Origin of the sequence: Odoribacter sp. AF15-53, assembly GCF_003479425.1 — a bacterium.
Classification (GTDB): Bacteria; Bacteroidota; Bacteroidia; order Bacteroidales; family Marinifilaceae; genus Butyricimonas.
This window is the reverse complement of the sequence record NZ_QUHC01000012.1, coordinates 61,293-81,146: the sequence shown is the minus strand read 5'-3', so window position 1 is coordinate 81,146 and position 19,854 is coordinate 61,293. Positions and strand designations below refer to the sequence as shown.

The window sequence follows — 19,854 nt, the reverse complement described above, 5'->3', positions numbered from 1 at the left end:
GCCTCACCCGAAGGTGTGTCTCACATCGTCGTCCCGATCAGCCCTTTCGTGGACTGCTCGATAAACGTGAGGATGGATTGTACCTCCGGACCGATGGCGATCGTTTCGCGGATGCGGACGAGGGCGTTTTCGACGCTGGTGCCACACTGGTACACCTGACGGTATGCTTTGGCGATGTCGTCGATGATCTCTTCCGAGAGCTTTTGTTCCTTGCGCAGGATAAAAGCGTTAACCCCGTAGTAAGCGATCGGGTTGTGGGCGGCCACGATGTAAGGGGGCACGTCCTTGTTGGCACGGCACCCGTCTTTCACCAGCGCCCAGGAGCCGACGCGACACCCGTGTTTCACGATCACGCCGCTACCGAGAATGGCGTGGTCGTCGACGATGCAGTTGCCGGCGGTCTTGGCGGCGTTTCCCAGCACGCAGTTACTACCGAGGTGGGTGTCGTGTGCCAGATGCACGCTTTCGAGCAGGAAATTCCCGTCGCCGACGATCGTGCTGTCGGAAGTGTCGGTTCCCCGGTTGATGATCACCTTCTCGCGGATCGTGTTGTTGTTACCTATCAGTAGCAGGGTATCCTCGCCCTTGAATTTGAAATCCTGCGGGGTGGCTCCGATGATGGCCCCCTGGTGAACCGTGTTGTTCGTTCCCATGCGTGTCCCGCTCAGGATGCTGGCGTAAGGCATGATGGTGCAATTGTCGCCGATCTCTACATTCTTGTCGATGTAGGCGAAAGGATGCACGGTGACATCCTTCCCGATCTTGGCTCCCGGATCAACGTAAGCTAATGGACTGATCATAATTGTTCGTGTTAAAGGTTATTAGTCGCGTCCGCCACCCAGAGCGCGGTACAGGTTGACAACGGCTTGCACGCGCTGGAACTCGTCGGAAACTCCGGTGAGTTGAGCGTTGAGCAAGGATTGTTCAGCCGTCAGCACTTCGAGATAAGTGGCCGTGGATGAAGTTAGTAATTCTCGCGTGTATTCCACCGATTTTTCGAGGGAAATGATCTGTTTCTCGCGTTGCACGATCTTGTCTTTGGCCGTCTGGTACTGCACGAGGGCGTTGCTGACCTCGCTCCCGGCATTCAGGATCGCTTGCTCGAAGGCGATCAGGGCTTCTTCCTGCTGCGCCTTGGCTACTCTCAGGCGGGCGGTCAACGCTCCCCGGTTGAAGAGGGGCTGGGTGAGTGATCCCACCGCGGTGGCGATCATCTTGCCCGGGTTGACGATTCCCATGCCGGAGTTATTCGTCCAGCCCAGCGTCCCGCTGATGGAGATCTGGGGGTAGAAGGCCGAACGGGCCTGGTTAGTGTTGTAGAACGTCCCGGCGAGGGCCATCTCGGCCGCTTTCACGTCCGGGCGGTTGGCCAGCAGTTGAACGGGAACCCCGGCATTCAGCAGGGAAGGGAGGGACTGGTCTTCCAACCGTCCCCGTTCCACGCGTTGCGGGGCTTGTTTGAGCAACAGGCAGAGGGCGTTTTCGGCTTCCCGGATGCTTTTTTTGATGTCGGGGATCGAGGCGGCGATCATGTAGCTGTTGGCCTCGCTCTGCACGACGGCTGCCTCGTTCACCATCCCGGCTTCTTTCATGGCTTTCATCGTCTCGACGGTTTCCCGCCACAGGACGGCGGTTTCTTCCGTGATGGCCAGTTGCCTGTCGAGCATCAGCAGCGTGTAGTAGGAGTTAGCGATGGACGAGATCACTTGTGTCTGCACGGCCTGGCGGTAGGCCTCGCTTTGCAGCAAGGCGGCCTTGGCTCCCCGCTTGGCGTTGGTCAGCTTGCCGAACAGGTCGACTTCCCAGCTCGCGACAGCGGGAAGCGTGTAGGTTTGCGAGGCGGCGGCTTTGTCGAAGCTGCTCACCGTTCCCTGGGGCGATAATCCCAGGGAGGGTAGGTAGGCGAGGCGGGAAGACATTAACCCGGCCTCGGCTTCTTTCACTTTCAGGAGGGCGGTCTGCAAGTCACTGTTTTGTTCCAGTCCTTGCCGGATCAGCGTTTGCAGGTGCGGGTCCGTGAACACTTTCTCCCAGGGCAGGTTGCCCATGTTCGAGGTGTCGGAAACCAGCGTGTCGCCCGCGGATACGGGGTCCCGGTAGAGGCCTTGCACGTCCGTGTCGGGACGGCTGTAACGCTTGTAGACGTTACAGCTGCTTAACAGGGCTCCCATGCATATCGTGTATATTAAAACTTGTTTCATCTTTCTTTATTTTGTGTATTGTTCTATTTCAGATTCAAGTTCGGCATTATCCGTGTCGTGCCACTCGATCGGTTTGATCTTCTCCTGCAAGTACTGGAAGGCGACGAATAGCGCGGGAACGATGAATATCTGGCATATCATACCGATCAACATTCCACCGATGGCCCCGGCTCCCAGCGTGTTGTTACCGTTGGCACCCACGCCGCTGGCGAACATCAAGGGCAACAGTCCGATTACCATGGCGAGCGAGGTCATCAGGATCGGGCGAAGACGGGCGGAGGCTCCCAGCACGGCGGCCGAGACGACGCTCATGCCCGAGAGGCGACGCTCCAGCGCGAATTCGGTGATCAGGATGGCGTTTTTCGCCAGCAAGCCGATCAACATGATGAGTGATATCTGCATGTAGATGTTGTTGTCGACACCCATGATTTGCGCAAAGATGAAGCTACCCATCAACCCGAACGGCACGGAGAGGATCACGACCAGCGGGAGGATGTAGCTCTCGTACTGGGCGCTCAACAACAGGTAAACGAACACGAGACAGAGCAAGAAGATCATGGCCGTGGTGCTGCTGCTGGAACCTTGTTCCTCGCGGGTCATACCGGAGAACTCGTAGCCGTAGCCCGTGGGCAATGTCGTGGCGGCCACTTCTTCGATGGCCTTGATGGCCTGGCCGGAGCTGTACCCGTCGGCCGGGGTCCCGTTGACGCTCATGGCGGTGAACATGTTGAAGCGCTTGATGTTGTCGGGCCCGTATATCTTGTTCAGGGTCACGAACTGGGAGATCGGGGCCATCTCGTTCCCGTTGCGAACCATGACCTGGTTCAACGTCTCCGGGCTCACGCGGAAGTTGGCGTCCGACTGGATCATCACGCGGTAAAGTTTACCGAAGCGGTTGAAGTTGGAGGCGTACATACTACCGTAGTATCCCTGCAGCACGGAAAGTATCGTGCTGGGGCTTATCCCGGCTTGCTTGCACTTGGCCACGTCAACGTCTACCATGTATTGCGGGTAGTTCGGATTGAAGGAGGTACGTGCGGAGGCGATCTCCGGTCGCTCGTTCAGCTTTTCGAGGAAGTTCTGTGCGATGTTGTAGAAAGCGTCGAGACTTCCCCCAGTTTTGTCCTGGAGGTTGAACTCGAAACCGTTCGTCACGCTATACCCCGGTATCATCGGGGGGGCGAAGACGAGAACCCGGGCGTTTTTGACCATTTGCATGGCCTGCACGTATATCGTCCCGGTCACCTTGCTCACGTCCTGTTCCTTGGTACGCTCGTCCCACGGTTTCAGACGGCAGATGAACGTCCCGTAGGAGCTACCTTGCCCGGCGAGGAAGCTATACCCGGCTACCTCGGTGTAAGAGGCTACGGCGTCGTTCGCGTCGAGTAGTTTCTCGACCTCGGCTAGCGTGGCACGGGTTCTTTCGAGCGAGGTGGCGGGAGGAAGGTCAACGATCACGAAGAAGGTTCCGGTATCCTCGTTGGGGACCATACCCGTCGGGGTGACCCGCATCAATAGCACGAGGATCACGACACTGGCGATCACGGTGATGAAAGAGGTGACCTTGTGGTTGATGAAGAAGGTTACTCCTTTCTTGTATTTGGCCTGCGTGATGTCGAAGGCGGTGTTGAAGGCCGCATGGAAACGGTTGATGAATCCTTTTTTCTTGTGATTCTCGCCGTCTTTGTCATGCGGTTTCAGGAACATGGCGCATAACGCAGGACTCAGGGTCAAGGCGTTGACGGCTGACAGTCCGATGGCGATGGCCATCGTCAGACCGAACTGGCGGTAGAACGTGCCGGAGGTCCCGGTCATGAAGCTCACGGGGATGAACACGGCCATCATCACGAGGGTGATGGATACGATGGCTCCCGATATCTCGTTCATGGCGTCGATGGAGGCTTTTAGCGGGGATTTGTATCCCTGATCCAGTTTAGCGTGGACGGCCTCGACGACGATGATGGTATCATCGACCACGATGGCGATGGCCAGCACGATAGCACTTAACGTCAGTAGGTTGACGCTGAATCCGATCAGGTAGAGCACGAAGAACGTGCCGACGAGCGCGACGGGGATGGCTATGGCCGGGATTAACGTGGAACGGAAGTCCTGCAAGAAGATGAATACCACGAGGAACACGAGGATAAAGGCTTCGAGCAAGGTTTTCAGCACCTCGCTGATGGAGGCGAACAGGAAGTCGTTCGCGTTCAGTAGAATATCGTATTCGACACCGGGAGGGAAGTCCTTGGAGGATTCTTCCAACAGGTTCTCGATGTTTTTGATGATCTCGGTGGCGTTGGAACCTGCCGTCTGGAAGATCATGGCGGTAACTCCCGGGTGACCGTTGGAACGGGTGGCGTAACCGTAGGACAGACCGCCCAGCTCGACGCGGGCCACGTCTTTCAGTTTTAATATCTCGCCGTCGGCGGTGGCCTTGATGATGATGTCCTCGAATTCATCGGACGTTTGGAGGCGTCCCTTGTACTTCATGATGTACTGGAAGGACTGGTCACCGCTTTCACCGAATTGTCCGGGGGCGGCCTCGATGTTCTGCTCGGCGAGGGCCATCGTGATGTCGGAAGGCATCAACTTGTACTGTGCCATCACGTCCGGTTTTAGCCAGATACGCATGGAGTAGTCGGCTCCCAGCACCATCGCATCGCCCACGCCGGGAACACGCTGTATCTGGGGGATGAGGTTGATCTTCACGTAGTTTTGTATGAAGGTTTCGTCGAAACGGTCGTCAGCGCTGTAGATCGTGAAACCCAGTAACATACTGGTCTGGCGCTTGCTCGTGATCACACCGACCTGGGTAACCTCGGAGGGGAGAAGTCCCTGCGCTTTGGCCACGCGGTTTTGCACGTTGACGGCGGCCATGTCGGGATCGGTTCCCTGTTTGAAATACACGTCAATGCTAGCATCACCCGTGTTGGTGGCGGTGGAGGTCATGTACATCATGTTTTCCACGCCGTTGATCTGCTCCTCCAGGGGGGCGATCACGCTGTTCAGTACCGTCTGGGCGTTCGCCCCGGTGTATGACGTGCTGACGTGCACGGTCGGGGGAGCGATGTCGGGGTACTGGGTGACGGGGATGGACACCAGGCCCAGGATACCCAAGATGACGATTATGATGGAGATAACCGTCGAGAGTACCGGGCGTTTAATAAATTTATCCAATTTCATAGTTCTGCGTTTTGCAAATTAATTTTATGTTCTGCCCGAGAGCGATCTCTCTATTTCCGGGCGGTTTGTTGTCCGGCCACTTGCTGGAGTTTGGCTGCCGATTCGGCGGGAGTGATCGGTTTGATCTTCATGCCGTTGCGCACGGATGTGCCGATGCCTTCAACGACGATGCGTTCACCCGGTTTCAAACCTTCGGTAACGACGTAGTTTTTCCCGTCATTCACGGGGAGGATTTTGATCTCGCGGGTGGCGATCACGGAACTGTCCGACACGACGAACACGAATTTCTTGTCTTGGATTTCGGTCGTTGCCATTTGCGGGATGACGATGGCCGCGTCGTCTTCTTCCGGCATCAGTACCACGCCGGAACCACCGCTACGCAGGATACCGTCGGGGTTGGGGAAGGTGGCGCGCACGCTGGCCGCTCCCTTGTCGGGATCAATGACACCGCTGAGGGTTTCGATTTTACCCTTCTCGGAATAGATCGTGTTGTCCACGAGTTTCAGCTCCACGGCGGGCATCTCGTTCAAGGCGTTTTGCGTGGCTCCCTTGGTCTGGCGGGTTAGTTTCAATATCTCTTTCTCGTTCAGGGAAAAGTAAACGAACATTTTGGAGTTGTCAGACACGGTGGTTAACGGCGTGGCCGAACTGGGGCTCACGAGGCTTCCCACGCGGAAGGGTATTTTACCGACAACACCGTCCGAGGGGCTGGTTACCCGCGTGTAGGACAGGTTTTTCTCGGCATTGATTAGCTGGGCTTCTGCTTGTGCCAGGTTAGCTTGTTGCGAGGCCAGGGTGTTCTCGGCGGTTTGTAGCTCGTACGTGCTGATGATACCCTTTTGTGCCAGTACCCTTTTGTTCTCGGCGGTGAGTTTGGCGGTTGCCACCCCGGCTTTAGCCACGTTAACGGCGGCGCGAGACATATTTACTGCTTCCTCGTATTGCACGGGGTCTATAATAAAGAGCGTTTGGCCTTTTTTCACGACCGATCCCTCGTCCACGCACAGTTGCGTGATAAATCCACTCACGTTCGGGCGTATTTCGACATCCTGACATCCTCTTATTGTCGCCGGGTAGGCGTTGTTTAATTTCGACACGCTGGGTTCGATTGTTATTACCGCGTATTCGGGTACTCCCGCTTGAAATCCTGCCTGTTTGTTGCCACAGGCAAAGAGAGTTGCACCCAACATAACGACAATCAACCTTTGAGACAAAATGATCATTGATTTTTGAATTTTCATATGCTAGATATTAAATATTTGTTTTCAAGGCTAAAACGCCATCATTTGCTGATGTTGACACTTTATAGGCAAAAGGTGTACCAAAATGTGAATCTGAAATCTGGAATATTGTTTCTTTTATAGAAATATTATAATTCATCGAGATAAAATCAATTTGTTTATTCTCTAATTACGCTACCTTTGCCGAAAAGTTTGAGCATGGAAACATTTATACAAAAAATCAGGGAGGCGTATCCTTTGTCGGATGAAGCTATTCAACTATTGATAGACCACACGGAACGGGTGGTACTGCCTAGACGTACGATGATTATGCGGGAGGGAACCGTCGCGAAGTATACTTATTTCGTGATCAGTGGGTTTGCGCGAGGATTTATTTTCAGGGAAGGCCGGGATATCACGATCTGGTTCGCCTCCGAGGGGATGTCGCTCGTGTCCATGAACGGGTATATGTTCGCTACCGCGGGGTACGAGAACGTGGAACTGATGGAAGATTGCGACCTGTTGAAGATTTCGAACGAGACGCTGAACCGGTTGTTTGATTCCAACACGGAGCTGGCGAACTGGGGCCGCCGGATGTCGGACGGGGTGATATTGAAACTGGAGAGGCTGTTTATGGAACGCTATTACAGGTCCGCCAACGAACGCTATAACCTGCTACTCGAACGGGAACCGGAGATATTCAGGAAAGTACCCTTGAAGCATATCGCTTCTTTTCTCGGCATTTCACAGGTTTCTTTGAGCCGGATCAGGGCGGGAGTGCAATAATTTTAGATTTTAAATTTTAGATTGAAGATTTCGGCTGCGCGAGGGCAGGATGATGTTGTAATTTAGTGATTTCGGATGAAGTGATTCCCCCCGCAAGGCTGATGTCTTTTAGATTCACTGAATCTATTCACTTTTAGCTTTTAGTTTTAAACTCTTAGCTTTCAATCTACCCCCTCCGGCTCCCCCCCTTGCACGGGGGGGGAGAGTATGCCGTGGTACTAGGTTGAAGCATCTCCTTGCGCGCATCTCCTCTCATGGGAGGGGTCGGGGGGTGATAGTAACCTGTAACTTGCCGAAGGCAACTCCTTTTTAACATGTGTAAATTGAAAAGTCGGGAATTTTATAGACCTTTGTGACCGTTAATTTTAAAAAGGAAAGAATATGCGGCAGTTGAAAGGTGTGCTATTGGCCATGATCTCTTCGTCCACGTTCGGGTTGATCCCTCTATTCGCTATCCCGGCGTTGAAGGAAGGGGTCGGGTTGGATTCGTTATTGTTTTATCGTTTCGCGATCTCGGCGGTGGTAGTGGGGATTTATTTGTTAGTGCGGCGGGAGAATTTCCGGGTCTCGTTGAAAGAATTGGGGACTTTGTTCGTGTTGGGTGCGGCTTACGCATCAACGGCATTGTTCCTGACGGCTTCTTATTTGTATATACCGAGCGGGGTAGCGACAACGATTCATTTCCTGTACCCGGTTCTGGTCACGGTCATCATGATCGCCTTTTTCAAGGATAAGATATCTCTACCCGTTATTGTTGCCACGACGTTGGCTATCTTGGGGGTCTATCTTTTGAGTAGTGGCGAGGGACAGGGGACGATCAGTTTCAAGGGGCTTGTCATGGTCTTGTCGACCGTTGCCACTTACGCCATTTATATTGTCGGGGTGAACAAGTCGTGCATCCGGGATATGGAGGGGTTGAAGATGACGTTTTACATGTTGCTTGTCTGCGCAGTGATCTTTTGGGGGAATATTCTGGTGAAAGGGCAGGGGCTGGATATGATGCCCAGCCTGAATGTTGCCGTGTATATCTTTTTGTTGGCCTTGCTCGCAACTCTGGTATCCGATTTGACGTTGATACTGGCAATACAACACGTGGGATCGACCACGGCCGCTATTCTGGGGTGCATGGAGCCTTTGACGGCGGTGAGTATGGGGGTGCTGTTCTTGGGCGAGCGTTTCGGTGTCGGTCAGGTATGCGGTGTCGGTGTCGTGCTGGTAGCCGTGTTTATCGTGATCTTGTCTAATCACCCCGGACATTTTCCGGTGAAACGTTTGATCCCGGCTTTTTTGTTGAATAGACGGGGATAAATATAATGATTGTCGAACATTCAAAATGTGAATGATATGATGAATTTGATTCGAATAACAAAGTCTGATGATGATCGGTTGGAACGACTGATCCCGTTATATAAAGCCGCTTTCCCGCTGGAGGAGAGAAGGGATATTGACGAGTTGAAACGGATGATCCGGGAGAAACCGGAGATGTATTTCAACGCTATCGAGTGTGACGGGGAACTGGCCGGGTTGTTTATTTACTGGGATTTGAAGGATTTCTATTACATGGAACATCTGGCCGTCTTTGAATCCATGCGCAACCTGAGGATCGGGCAGCAAGTGCTGGATTATATTGCGCTACATCTTGACGGCCCGCGCCTGTTGGAAGTGGAACCAGCCACGGATGAAATGACGACCCGCCGGGTGAATTACTACAAGCGGAACGGTTACGAGATTCTGGATACTACGTTTATCCAACCCTCTTACCGGGAGGATAAGGATGCCGGGTTGCTGTGGATCATGGGCAACGGGCAGCCGGAGCGCCTGCGAGAGTTCACGGAACGCATCAAGCAGGTGATTTACCGGGATCATTACAAGAAGTAATATCCGTTTTTACAGGTTATCGGGTTTATGTTCGGAACGGGGAAAGGCGGTTTGTATGTCGAAATGTACGGTAAATAGGTGTAAACCTTCTTTATACGTGTAGTGTATTTGCCAGCCGTGGTATTCGCAAATGGCCTTCGCTATGGCTAATCCTAACCCGTTTCCCTTTACTTTTTCGGACGGACGGTAGAATCGGTTGAACAGTAAGTGTTCATCAAGTGGTCCTTCGGTTGACGTGTTGGCAACGTCCAGTTGACGCTCACGCATGGAAATGAATATTTTACCGCTTGTCGTGTTGTGGCGGATTGCATTTACAATCAGGTTGTTGATCAGACTTTCTAGTAACGAATGATTGGCCTGCACGAGAATAGGGGTAGAACTTAAGTTCGCGTGTATGGTTATCCTTTCCACGAGTCTTTCCATGGTAGGTAATATATCTTTTAAGATTTTTACCGCGTCAAGCTGTACCACGTGTTTATACTGGTTATTGTCGATACGGGCAAGCAGTAACAGGTTTCTGTTCAGACGGGACAAACGGTTGGTTGCCTCGTAGAGGCTTTGAACGATGTCGGCTTGCTGTTCTGTCAGGTCGGGTTGTTGTAACAAAAGATCCAGTTTACTCTGAAATACTGCGAGGGGAGTTTGAAGTTCGTGCGAAGCGTTTTCGGTAAACTCCTTTTGTGTCTGGTAGCTTTTCAGGCTGTTTTCCATTAACCGGTTCAAAGCTAGGTTTAGGCGCGTGAATTCCTTGATATCGCTTTTCGCGAGCGGGGGAATAATTCCGTTTTCTAAACGGAATTCCTCCAATTGCTGGAGTGTTTTTTCATAAGGTTCCCACAAACGTTTGGATATAAAGCGTGTGACAAGAATGATGGCTCCTCCTAACACGCAACTGATCAGGGCGAATTGAATCATCACGCCTTGCATGATATCCTCTTCTAGGTCAAGTTCGGGCAGGGGCAGGTTTTGTTGTGCGGCCTCGATGATATCAATCATGTCTTCCGCATAATAATGCTTGGTCAGCAAATAGAACAGGGGGGTGACAAGAAGCATGATGACGATGATATAAATCGCGAGTTGGAACATCGTCTTGTGAAGAAGACTTTTCATTCTACCCATTTGTAACCGGTTCCGTAAATGTTTTTAATACAATCTTCAGCACCGGCGTCAGCTAGTTTAGCTTTGAGGTTTTTTATGTGCGTGTAGACAAAATCTTGATTGGCCAGCATGTCAGCCATGTCCCCGCTCAGGTGTTCTGCCATGGCACTCTTGGAAATAACCCGGTTGCGGTTGCCAATGAAAAAGAGCAGAAGGTCATATTCTGTTTTCGTGAGTACGATAACCCGTTCATTAACACGAACTTCTTTGCTTAGCAAGTCGATATGAATGTTGTTGCTGCGCAGCGTGTTATTACTTGAAAATTGCCGACGACGAATCAGGGCGTAGACGCGTATGCTCAACTCGGTTAAATGAAAGGGTTTGGGCAGGTAATCGTCCGCGCCTATTTTTATGCCGTTGACTTTATCATCCAGGGAGTCTTTGGCCGAGATAATGATAACCCCGGCCGGATTGTTTTGTTGCTTGATGGCACGTAGGATATCCAACCCGTTGCCTCCCGGTAACATCAGGTCCAGTAGAATACAGTCGTAGGTGTACAAGCTGGCTTTTTCCATGGCTTCGTCAAAACTGAAAGCCTGCTCGCACAAGTAACTTTCCGAGTGGAGGAAGGTTACAATACTGTTCGAGAGTTCCCGCTGGTCTTCAATAATTAATAGTTTCATTTCATGATCATTATAATACTTCCACTCGCAATGAGCAAGCCCCCGATGATAACTCTCGGGCTCACGGGTTCTTTCAGCAAGATGAAGGAGAGGAATATGGTGATAACTACACTCAATTTGTCGATAGGGGCAACACGGGACACGTCGCCGGTTTGCAATGCCTTGAAATAAAAGAGCCAGGATAACCCGGTGGCTATTCCGGACAGGATCAGGAAAAGCCACGTGTGACGGTTGATATCTTTTATTTCTCCGGTGTGATTACCGAAAAATACGATTCCCCAGGTTATTAGTAAAATAATAAAGGTGCGGATCGCCGTGGCTAAATCAGAATTAATGTTTTTTACTCCGATCTTAGCAAAGATGGCTGTCAATGCCGCGAAGATTGCCGATAAAAGTGCATAGTATTTCCACATAATTTATTGCGGTTAGGTTATTGCAAAATTACGTATTAAATATCATATCGTTATCCGGTAATCTCGAAAATTAACGTCCTCGCTCGTTCAACAGGCAGGTTCGTTTCTTCAGGTACTTTAAGATACAGTAGATGATTCCCCCCGTTATTCCTGATATTATCAGGAGATAGTTATATTGTGACGTTTCTTCCAGATATACTTTAATACAATCGAAAATCATGAATATAAGGCATAAAGCGAAGAATCCGTTCTTCTCTTTTTTCAGTACTTTCTTCCAGGAAAAGGATAGGGGCGAATTGACAAACGACCTGAAGTCGGGTAGAATAGCTGGCGTCCTCTCGGCCCAATTTATGTAGGCGACCCCAAATTTGGCACGTAGGAATTGTTCTTCCGCGTACATGATGCGCTCGTAATAAAGCCAGTAAGCTAGTATGGAAATGAATATAAATCCCAGGTTACAAGTAAGTAACGAGACTCCCAACCACATCAGAAAATTGCCCAGGTAAAGCGGGTGTCTCACGATAGAATAAATTCCGGTCCGGTTTAAACTGTCCGCTACCTGTGTTCTCGTGTTTCTTCCTGAAGTTCTAACCGGTGTATATCCAACGGTGATTATTCTAATGAAAAGTCCTGTAAGACTGACAAACAAACATGCGTTTTCGTAGTACTTCCAATAGGGGGCGATGTTAATAAACAATTCCCCCGGGGTATGGATCGTGTGAATATAGATTATCGTTCCCACGCATAAGATGCTGACAGGTAATATACTCCTGTACCTAAATAGCCAATTCCCTTGTAATTCAAATTCTTCTTGTAAAGCCATAATATTTATTTTTTGTGCTACAAGAATAAATACCGATTTTGTAGAAATTTTGAAGATTCGGGATTCTTTAAAAAAACAGGGATTCCTCGTTATAGTCGTAACCGGAGTTTCCGTTGGTGATAACATAACGGATGTTGATTGCCTGGGGTGTGGTTTCGATAAACCCGTGTATTTTTTCGTTATCTGTTACAAATGTAGCAAATTGAGATTGATCGGGAAGTTTCTGTTGATAAGTGATATTGGTATATCCCGGTAGAGTAAATATGTTCGTGAGTTTTTTATTTATGAATGTTGCAATGTAGGTGTTGTTCCTGTCGGAATGCAGGTGAAATAGTTTATCTCGATGAATAAAAGATACTGGTATGTAGAATCCAGTAGTGTCTAGCAATTTTTCCATTCCTTTGCGGGAGCAGTTTTTAAAATCAAAAGATTTCTCATCTTTTGTGCTAACTTTCATTTGTTGCGGGTCATTAATCTTTACGATACTACAAAAGCCGTAGTCATGTGGAAGATAGTTCGTGATGTAGTATTGGTTGTGATATTTGTTTATCACAAGAGGGTGGGAGAATCCTTCGTATTTCAAGCCTGTACGTTTATTTTTAAAAAAGACAGTACTGCCGAATTCTCCCATGTCGTTGACGGTAACGATGTATTCTTTATCTTCATAAAACGGGAGGTCTAGCGTCTTGATATTTTGCCATTTCAGACTGTCTTCATTGAAGTATATCATTTTGTTGTAGAACTTAATATAGGCAATCAAACTGTCGTTATGAATTTTTAGCGAGTAGTTGTACGTGTTTTTTATATCTTCCGGGACATCCATTTGGTGGAGAATCTTACCTTTTGTATCAAGGATGATAAATTTGTCTTTATTAAGAGTGGAATTCCGGTCGAATATGCGGAATATGGTGTAGTATTTATCTTTAATTTTAATGCTATTACCCAATATCCCATAGGTGTTCACGTAAATGGTGTCTATATTGATCGTAACATTGGACGTGGTAATCTGTAATTTATTTGTGGTCTGGTGTGAGCAACTGGAATTTCCGAAGTGGATCGTTACGAGGAAGAATATGCAAATGAGAATGCCTGATTTTTTCATAACACGTGGAATTAATTGATGTAAAGGTATAAAATGATTACTAATATCAGCGTTCATTCTCAATTTTGGTTTAACTTTGGGCTTGACATGTCAAGCTTGACAAGTAAAAAGAAAAGAGAGTTACTATTGTAACTCTCTTGTTTTCAGTGGTACCACCAGGAATCGAACCGGGGACACAAGGATTTTCAGTCCTTTGCTCTACCAACTGAGCTATGGTACCATTGCTGAATTGCGAGTGCAAATATAGAGGTTTTATTTAAATCTGCAAGGGCTGGGATAAAGAAAATGGAAAATATTATTTCTCTCTTTGTCGAAGACGAATGCAGAGGTACATCATCCATACCATGATGATCATGGAGGTGTAGGGGACTGCTGGGACGAAGAGGAACCAGAGTAGAAAACCGATGATCAGAAGATAGAGGTACAGGAACAAGTATTTATTGATGATCCAGGGGAGGGGTCTTTTCCCGAGGAAGAAGGCCACGATGAGGTTTAACGGGTTTGCCCAAAGTGCGTTAAAGTTGGGGAACATCGTGGGATGTTGGGTGAAGAAACAAAGAAAAACGATGAGACAACCGATAATCCCCGTGACGATAAAAAATGGAATGGCGATTGCTTTTAATAGGCGCCGACTTCTGACTTTTTGCAAGAAAAGGATTAGAGCTAGCGTACAAATAGTGAAAACGAAAAACGGGGAAAGATACCAAGGATTTGAAAGATTTTGTTCGGGGGCCTCGTAAATCGTTTCGATTGGCTGCGCAAGTGGAGTTTGATTGTATGAAGCCGAGTCCAGATGATACATGAGGTAATCGGGAAGGAACATTTGTTCCCGAATGGTTGCGGTTGAAGTTGCCGGGGAACCGAGGATCGTGTGGATACCCCATTGTGTCCACGGGGCACGGCCTAGATATTCGTCCAGCAGGTTCCAGAAGCTTTTCGTGGAGGGTTGAGCCGTCCACGTGACGCGGTTACCGGTACTCTTCTCGATGATGTCTCTTACCCGGGTAGAACAGTTGTCGTAAAGAAAATTGTAGAGGTATTCCCGGTTGGCCGGTTCGTAATTTTCTAGGAGGAGATCCATGAGGTATTGTTTTTGGATCGAATCGAGATTCAATGTTTGGGAATACACGCTGCGCTCGTCATATATATATGAAGCTAGAAAACGACGGAATTCGGAACAGGATAGCTGGTAAGGAAGCAGGCCTTGCGCGAATTTCAAGTAGAATCCCTGGGTTTGAAAGTCGAATGTCCCGTAGTTGAAAACAATATCCAAATTGTTTGCCTTGTCGATAACCCGGATACCCGTGTGCCCGAAAAGGGAATAAAGCTCGTTGCCTGGGGAGCAGGTTAGGATGCTAATTGTGGCATCTTTTGACAGCTTGATGGATGAAGCTGAGGTCGTCAACGAGAATAAAAACAGAAATAACACGGATATGAGGTATAATTTTATTTTCATGAGTTTCTATTTTAATAATTTACATGGCGGATACTCGATGTTACAGAGAAATAAGGCATTCCCGGGGACGGATGTGCCCGCTTTACAACGATCTTTACTTTCAATGATTTGTTGGAATTGTTCCAGCGTGATACGTTTTTGGCCAATGTCCAATAATGTACCTACGATTGCGCGGACCATGTTCCGTAGGAAACGATCGGCTTTTATGGTAAACACGAGTTGCTCTCCGGTTTCTTCCCACCCGGCTTCCATTAGGTGACAGATATTTGTTTTCACGTCTGTGTGCAGTTTCGAGAAGCTGGTGAAATCCTCGTATTGAAGCAGGAGTTCGCAGGCTTCGTTCATCAACCGGGTATCCGGTAACGGATGCGGTCGGTAGGCAAACGGATAGGTGAAAGGATTTTTCGTTTTGTTTATATAGTATTTGTACGTGCGTGATATCGCGGAAAAGCGAGCGTGTGCATCGGGCACGACAGGGTAGATGTCTTTGATCGCTATATTTTTTCCTAGAAAGCGGTTGAGTTTGTCGATCAGAGCTTTAGTGTTAGGGATTTCAATGTTAGAATCAAAGTGGGCTACAAAGAATGAGGCATGCACACCCGTGTCTGTACGTCCGGCCCCGGTTACGTTAATTTCCTGTTTCAGCAGGAGGGTAAGGGCCTTGTTGATATCTTCCTGAACGGAAGGTGCATTGGGTTGTATTTGCCAACCGTTGTATTCGCTTCCGTTATATGCTAGTTCTATAAAATACCTGTGCATGATTTCGCTTTTTCAAAATTCAAAATTAACAAAAATCCTTGATAGTGTCAGGATTGTAAACGTTTTTAACGCTTATTATCCTTCAGCTGTTGCAGGTTAGTAAATTACAGGTTGTGGGATTAACTTTCCTGTAAAATGTAATCTTGGGAACTTGTTGCCTGCAATGCCGGAGGCATAATTTGTAACTGTCAGTGTGAAGCTGTTGATTTTTTAACGGCTTTACACTGATATTATGTGATGATTTTACGCTATATTTGTAAGTCCGTAGTTTTTCGAGGACATGTTAAATGTTGAAAAGGAATGAGCAGTATTGTAGAAAACTTGAAGAGAATAGCCGAGAGTTTACCGGAAAGGGTAAAATTGGTGGCTGTATCAAAAACGAAGCCGGTAGAGGCAATCGAAGAAGCGTATGAAGGTGGACAACGAGTGTTCGGGGAGAATCGTGCGCAGGAATTGGCTGAGAAATACGAGGTACTTCCTAAGGATATAGAGTGGCACATGATTGGTCATTTACAGACGAATAAGGTGAAGTATATTTCGGCTTTCGTGTCGTTGATTCATGGCGTGGAGAGTTTGAAGTTGTTGGAAACGATAGATAAAGAGGGAAAGAAACATAACCGGATAATTCCTTGTTTGTTGCAATTTTATGTTGCTAGCGAGGAGACTAAATTCGGGTTGGATATGAAGGAGGCTAAGGCTCTTTTGGATAGCGAGGAGTACAAGAACATGAAAAACGTGCAGATCGTGGGTGTGATGGGGATGGCAACAAACACGGATGATGAGACTCAAATCAGACAGGAATTTCATCATTTGAAGGTTATCTTTGACGAGTTGAAGGAATCTTATTTTGCTGGGAAGCCTGAGTTCAAGGAGTTGTCAATGGGAATGTCCGGGGACTACATGATTGCCGTCGAAGAGGGGAGTACGATGGTTCGTGTGGGAAGTTCGATATTCGGGGCAAGAAACTATATGAACTAAAAGAGGAAAAGGGTTTATAAAGTCCGTAAGGGCTGTGAACTTTCGTGGGGCGCTTTGTTTACAATAACTTGTGTTGTTGAAGTATGGGATTTTTTTCATAAAAATTGAAAGAACATTAACTATTAAAATAAATCATTATGGCGAGCTTAAAGACAAAATACATGGGACTGGAATTACGGAGTCCGATTATCGCGGGGAGTTGTGGTTTAACGTCTGACGTGAATAAAATGGTGGAAATGGAAAAAGCGGGAGTGGGAGCCGTGGTGTTGAAGTCTATTTTCGAGGAGCAGATAAACGAGGAGACCTCCGGCGTGTTCAAGGCTGGTTATGGGATGAGTGATGCATACCCGGAAGCAGAGGATTACATCAAGACGTATATCCGTTCCAATACGATTCAGAAATACGTGGATCTGGTGCGTGATGCTAAAAGTCGTTTGACAATTCCCGTGATTGCCAGTGTGAATTGCTTTAGCGGGGGAGAATGGGTGACTTTTGCCCGTCAATTGGAAGAGGCTGGAGCAGATGCATTGGAGTTGAACGTTTTCATTTTACCGGTAAATCAGTTTAAAGAGAGCGTGGAGGTTGAAAACGTGTACTTCGATATTGTGAAGTCGATCAAAGGCCAGATAAAGATTCCTGTTGCTGTTAAGATCAGCCATTATTTCACGAATCTTTCGGCTTTCGTGGATAAGATCAAGGCTTACGGGGCGAATGCGACCACGATCTTTAATCGTTTTTACGAACCGGATATTAATATCAACACGTTGGAAATGGGAGCTGCTTCCGTGTTCAGCACGGCTACGGAGTTGAGAACCACGTTACGATGGACGGGCATCTTGGCTGGGAAAGACAAAAGATTGGAGATATCTGCTTCAACTGGGGTACATAGCGGGGAAGCTGCTGTTAAATTATTATTGGCGGGGGCCACGACGGTTCAGGTATGTTCTGTGCTTTATGAAAGAGGAATTCACGTGATCGAGGATATTAACGATTTTATCGGGAAATGGATGGATTCCAAGGCGTTTAACACGGTTGAGGATTACCGGGGAATGCTTTCCTACTCGTCGATCGAGAATCCGGATCTCTACGAGAGGGCCCAGTTTATGAAATACTTTAGTAATAAACAAATATAATTTATGAGAAGTACATTTATCTTGTTGTTGTGTTGCATGTGCTTTGCTTGTGCAAAGTACCCGGGGGTACCGGAAAAATACCATGCTTTGTTGGACAAAGCTTTAGAAAAGTCTGGAACAAATCAGCCGGAACTGGCAAAAGCGTTAGAGAGTGCGACTCCTGAAATGAAGGAAGGGGTGGCGTTTCTGATTTCTTACATGCCCGACCGGGATTTGAAATCCATGAAAGGGGACGATTTATTGTCGAACGTGAAATTGGCTTACGAGGCTCGTAATCGTTTTGCCTGGGCGAAGAGCGTGCCGGATTCTATTTTTTTGAATGATGTGTTGCCTTACGCTTCACTGAACGAGGAGAGAGATCAATGGCGTGCCGATTTCTACAAACGGTTTGCTCCTTACGTGGAGAATTGCAAGACGTTGGAGGAAGCCATTAAAGCGGTGAATAAAAATATCCGAGATGAGGTGAAAGTGGATTATAACACGGCTCGCGAGAAACCGGATCAGAATCCTTCCGAGTCTATTCGTCAGGGTATGGCTTCATGCAGCGGGTTGTCGATTTTGTTGACGGATGCTTTGAGGTCCGTGGGGATTCCTTCCCGTATCGCCGGAACGGCTAACTGGCATGATAACCGCGGAAACCATAACTGGTGTGAGGTTTGGTTGAATGGAAGATGGTGTTTTACAGAGTATTACCCGAACGAATTGGATCGTTCTTGGTTCTTGGCTGATGCCGGAAAAGCAGATCCGAATGACCGGATGCATGCGATCTGGGCCTCCTCTTTCAAGCCGACAGGGGAAAGTTTTCCGTTAGTTTGGGATTATAATATTGATTATGTTCCGGCTATTAATGTGACCCAACGTTATCTGGATATTTACAATCAAGTAAATCAATCCAAGTTACAGGATGGGAATCACGTGGTTATGAAAGTAATGATGTTTAAGGATAAACGTAATACGCGTAAGTCGGATGATCGGGTTGCTGCTAATGTTGATATTTTTTGCGGTAAAGATCAAATAGGCGGTGGACGTACGTCCGGGCCGACTCAAGATATGAATGACGTTTTGGAGTTTGTGGTTGAGAAAAATAAGGTGTATACCATAAACTATTTTAATAAAGAAGGCAAGTGGGTAGGAGAAGAGGTGAAAGTAAAAGAGAAGCCGGTAGAGGTAAAATTACATTTATAGTATAAAAAGCGGCGAAATTTTCGCCGCTTTTTGTTACAAGTTTACAGGTTACAAGTTATAAATCAAGTAACAAGTAACGGGTTAGTTTTTTGGGGTGGTGGATACAACTTCAAGGGTGTTGGCGTTTATGGTGACATAAACTTCTTTGTTACCTTGTTCCATTTCGAAGATATACACGTTCGTGCCGTCAGCTCTTTCCTCGTAATCAATGTCATCAATCCGGTAGTTGGCGTAAGCGGAACTTCTCAACACGTTCATCACGTTTGCCGGAACGTTATTTTGCCGAACTTCCCACGTGGTTACGACCCATTCGTTATTGTGGTTAAAAACAACTTCTTTCATGATCTGGCTGTCCATAATGTCTATTTTCAGCAGTCCTTTTTCCTGATCCACTTCCACTACTCTGGCTTGTGGGTATTTTTGCTGAATAAATTGCAAGGCTGTTTGAGGTGTGGTTTCGGGAAGATACCCTTTGTTGTCTTTATCCATTATGGTTTTTACTAGTGTACCGTTTTCTAGGTAATGAAGGTCAATTTCTTGTTCTCCGAGTTCCGCTTCAATGATGTAAAGGGTTTCCATTCCGGCTCTTTCCAGTTTGTCAACGTCTTCTACTTTCCATTTGGCGTATTCTCCGGATTCGAAACTGTTACGAATCACCACGGGGAGGGAATTATACTTGATATCGCTTTCGGTCATTACCCATTTGCCGTTATTATCAAACCAGGCTTCTGCTTCCGTGGTCCCGATATAAAATTCGGCAACTTGATATGTACTCTTCACTTCCCATTCTACTCGTTTTGCCGATGGATATTTGGCTTTAAAAGCACTCACGACGTTTTTTGCCGGGGTATACCCGTCACTTTTGCAGCTGCTGAACGCAAACATGGTCGTAAGCAAGATTAATGCGGTAATTAATGTTGTTTTCATAGTTTAGTTTTTATTATCTCCGTTCTTTT

At 47.8% G+C, this 19,854-nt stretch carries 18 protein-coding genes and 1 tRNA gene; 6 read left to right on the top strand and 13 right to left on the bottom strand.

Features of this window, described 5'->3' with window-relative positions; genetic code table 11:
* Positions 1–20: 20 nt before the first annotated feature.
* From lpxA to DWW52_RS18085, 4 genes are read right to left on the bottom strand one after another with little or no spacing between them, the layout of a single operon-like run.
* A complete protein-coding gene (gene lpxA, locus DWW52_RS18100; protein ID WP_118717022.1) occupies positions 21–800 on the bottom strand; it encodes an acyl-ACP--UDP-N-acetylglucosamine O-acyltransferase in 780 nt (259 codons plus the stop codon).
* Positions 801–821: 21 nt separating this feature from the next.
* The gene (locus DWW52_RS18095; RefSeq protein ID WP_118717020.1) at positions 822–2,201 is read right to left on the bottom strand and encodes a TolC family protein; all 1,380 of its coding nucleotides are present in this window, start codon (positions 2,199–2,201) and stop codon (positions 822–824) included.
* Positions 2,202–2,207: 6 nt separating this feature from the next.
* The gene (locus DWW52_RS18090) at positions 2,208–5,384 is read right to left on the bottom strand and encodes an efflux RND transporter permease subunit (protein ID WP_118717018.1); all 3,177 of its coding nucleotides are present in this window, start codon (positions 5,382–5,384) and stop codon (positions 2,208–2,210) included.
* Between the two features lie 50 nt (positions 5,385–5,434).
* Positions 5,435–6,625 (bottom strand): efflux RND transporter periplasmic adaptor subunit, encoded by a 1,191-nt coding sequence (locus DWW52_RS18085; RefSeq protein WP_199692019.1) that lies wholly within the window; start codon positions 6,623–6,625, stop codon positions 5,435–5,437.
* Between the two features lie 198 nt (positions 6,626–6,823).
* On the opposite strand from DWW52_RS18085, the gene DWW52_RS18080 reads away from it, so the two are divergent.
* The 3 genes from DWW52_RS18080 to DWW52_RS18070 all read left to right on the top strand — a co-directional run bounded on the left by DWW52_RS18080 (position 6,824) and on the right by DWW52_RS18070 (position 9,268).
* Complete coding sequence (locus DWW52_RS18080) at positions 6,824–7,390, top strand: Crp/Fnr family transcriptional regulator (RefSeq protein ID WP_118717014.1); 567 nt, start codon at positions 6,824–6,826, stop codon at positions 7,388–7,390.
* A gap of 381 nt (positions 7,391–7,771) precedes the next feature.
* A complete protein-coding gene (locus tag DWW52_RS18075; protein ID WP_118717012.1) occupies positions 7,772–8,698 on the top strand; it encodes a DMT family transporter in 927 nt (308 codons plus the stop codon).
* Between the two features lie 36 nt (positions 8,699–8,734).
* Positions 8,735–9,268 carry a GNAT family N-acetyltransferase gene (locus DWW52_RS18070; RefSeq protein ID WP_118717010.1) on the top strand — a complete coding sequence of 178 codons (534 nt, stop codon included), beginning with the start codon at positions 8,735–8,737 and terminating at the stop codon, positions 9,266–9,268.
* 9 nt (positions 9,269–9,277) lie between these two features.
* Here DWW52_RS18070 and DWW52_RS18065 read toward each other — a convergent pair whose 3' ends face one another.
* The 8 genes from DWW52_RS18065 to truA all read right to left on the bottom strand — a co-directional run bounded on the left by DWW52_RS18065 (position 9,278) and on the right by truA (position 15,602).
* Positions 9,278–10,378: a cell wall metabolism sensor histidine kinase WalK gene (locus DWW52_RS18065; RefSeq protein ID WP_118717008.1), complete on the bottom strand. Its 1,101-nt coding sequence runs from the start codon at positions 10,376–10,378 to the stop codon at positions 9,278–9,280.
* Positions 10,375–11,049: a response regulator transcription factor gene (locus DWW52_RS18060; RefSeq protein WP_118717006.1), complete on the bottom strand. Its 675-nt coding sequence runs from the start codon at positions 11,047–11,049 to the stop codon at positions 10,375–10,377. Before DWW52_RS18060 ends, DWW52_RS18065 begins: the two co-directional genes overlap by 4 nt.
* On the bottom strand, positions 11,046–11,462 hold the full coding sequence (locus tag DWW52_RS18055) for an EamA family transporter (RefSeq protein WP_118717004.1): 417 nt from the start codon (positions 11,460–11,462) through the stop codon (positions 11,046–11,048). Before DWW52_RS18055 ends, DWW52_RS18060 begins: the two co-directional genes overlap by 4 nt.
* 70 nt (positions 11,463–11,532) lie before the next feature.
* The gene (locus tag DWW52_RS18050; protein ID WP_118717002.1) at positions 11,533–12,285 is read right to left on the bottom strand and encodes an isoprenylcysteine carboxylmethyltransferase family protein; all 753 of its coding nucleotides are present in this window, start codon (positions 12,283–12,285) and stop codon (positions 11,533–11,535) included.
* Positions 12,286–12,352: 67 nt separating this feature from the next.
* On the bottom strand, positions 12,353–13,387 hold the full coding sequence (locus DWW52_RS18045; protein WP_148315400.1) for a hypothetical protein: 1,035 nt from the start codon (positions 13,385–13,387) through the stop codon (positions 12,353–12,355).
* 147 nt (positions 13,388–13,534) lie between these two features.
* A tRNA-Phe gene (locus DWW52_RS18040) sits at positions 13,535–13,607 on the bottom strand.
* Positions 13,608–13,682: 75 nt separating this feature from the next.
* A complete protein-coding gene (locus tag DWW52_RS18035) occupies positions 13,683–14,843 on the bottom strand; it encodes a DUF4105 domain-containing protein (RefSeq protein ID WP_118716998.1) in 1,161 nt (386 codons plus the stop codon).
* Between the two features lie 6 nt (positions 14,844–14,849).
* Positions 14,850–15,602, bottom strand: a complete 753-nt coding sequence (gene truA, locus DWW52_RS18030; RefSeq protein ID WP_118716996.1) for a tRNA pseudouridine(38-40) synthase TruA — start codon at positions 15,600–15,602, stop codon at positions 14,850–14,852.
* A gap of 300 nt (positions 15,603–15,902) precedes the next feature.
* Between truA and DWW52_RS18025 the strand changes: the two genes are divergently transcribed.
* The 3 genes from DWW52_RS18025 to DWW52_RS18015 all read left to right on the top strand — a co-directional run bounded on the left by DWW52_RS18025 (position 15,903) and on the right by DWW52_RS18015 (position 18,898).
* On the top strand, positions 15,903–16,580 hold the full coding sequence (locus DWW52_RS18025) for a YggS family pyridoxal phosphate-dependent enzyme (RefSeq protein ID WP_118716994.1): 678 nt from the start codon (positions 15,903–15,905) through the stop codon (positions 16,578–16,580).
* A 137-nt stretch (positions 16,581–16,717) separates the two neighbouring features.
* Positions 16,718–17,713, top strand: coding sequence for a dihydroorotate dehydrogenase-like protein (locus DWW52_RS18020; protein WP_118716992.1), 996 nt, complete (start codon positions 16,718–16,720; stop codon positions 17,711–17,713).
* Between the two features lie 3 nt (positions 17,714–17,716).
* Complete coding sequence (locus DWW52_RS18015; protein WP_118716990.1) at positions 17,717–18,898, top strand: transglutaminase family protein; 1,182 nt, start codon at positions 17,717–17,719, stop codon at positions 18,896–18,898.
* A gap of 81 nt (positions 18,899–18,979) precedes the next feature.
* Here DWW52_RS18015 and DWW52_RS18010 read toward each other — a convergent pair whose 3' ends face one another.
* Positions 18,980–19,825 (bottom strand): PepSY-like domain-containing protein, encoded by an 846-nt coding sequence (locus DWW52_RS18010; RefSeq protein WP_118716988.1) that lies wholly within the window; start codon positions 19,823–19,825, stop codon positions 18,980–18,982.
* Positions 19,826–19,854 lie beyond the last annotated feature (29 nt).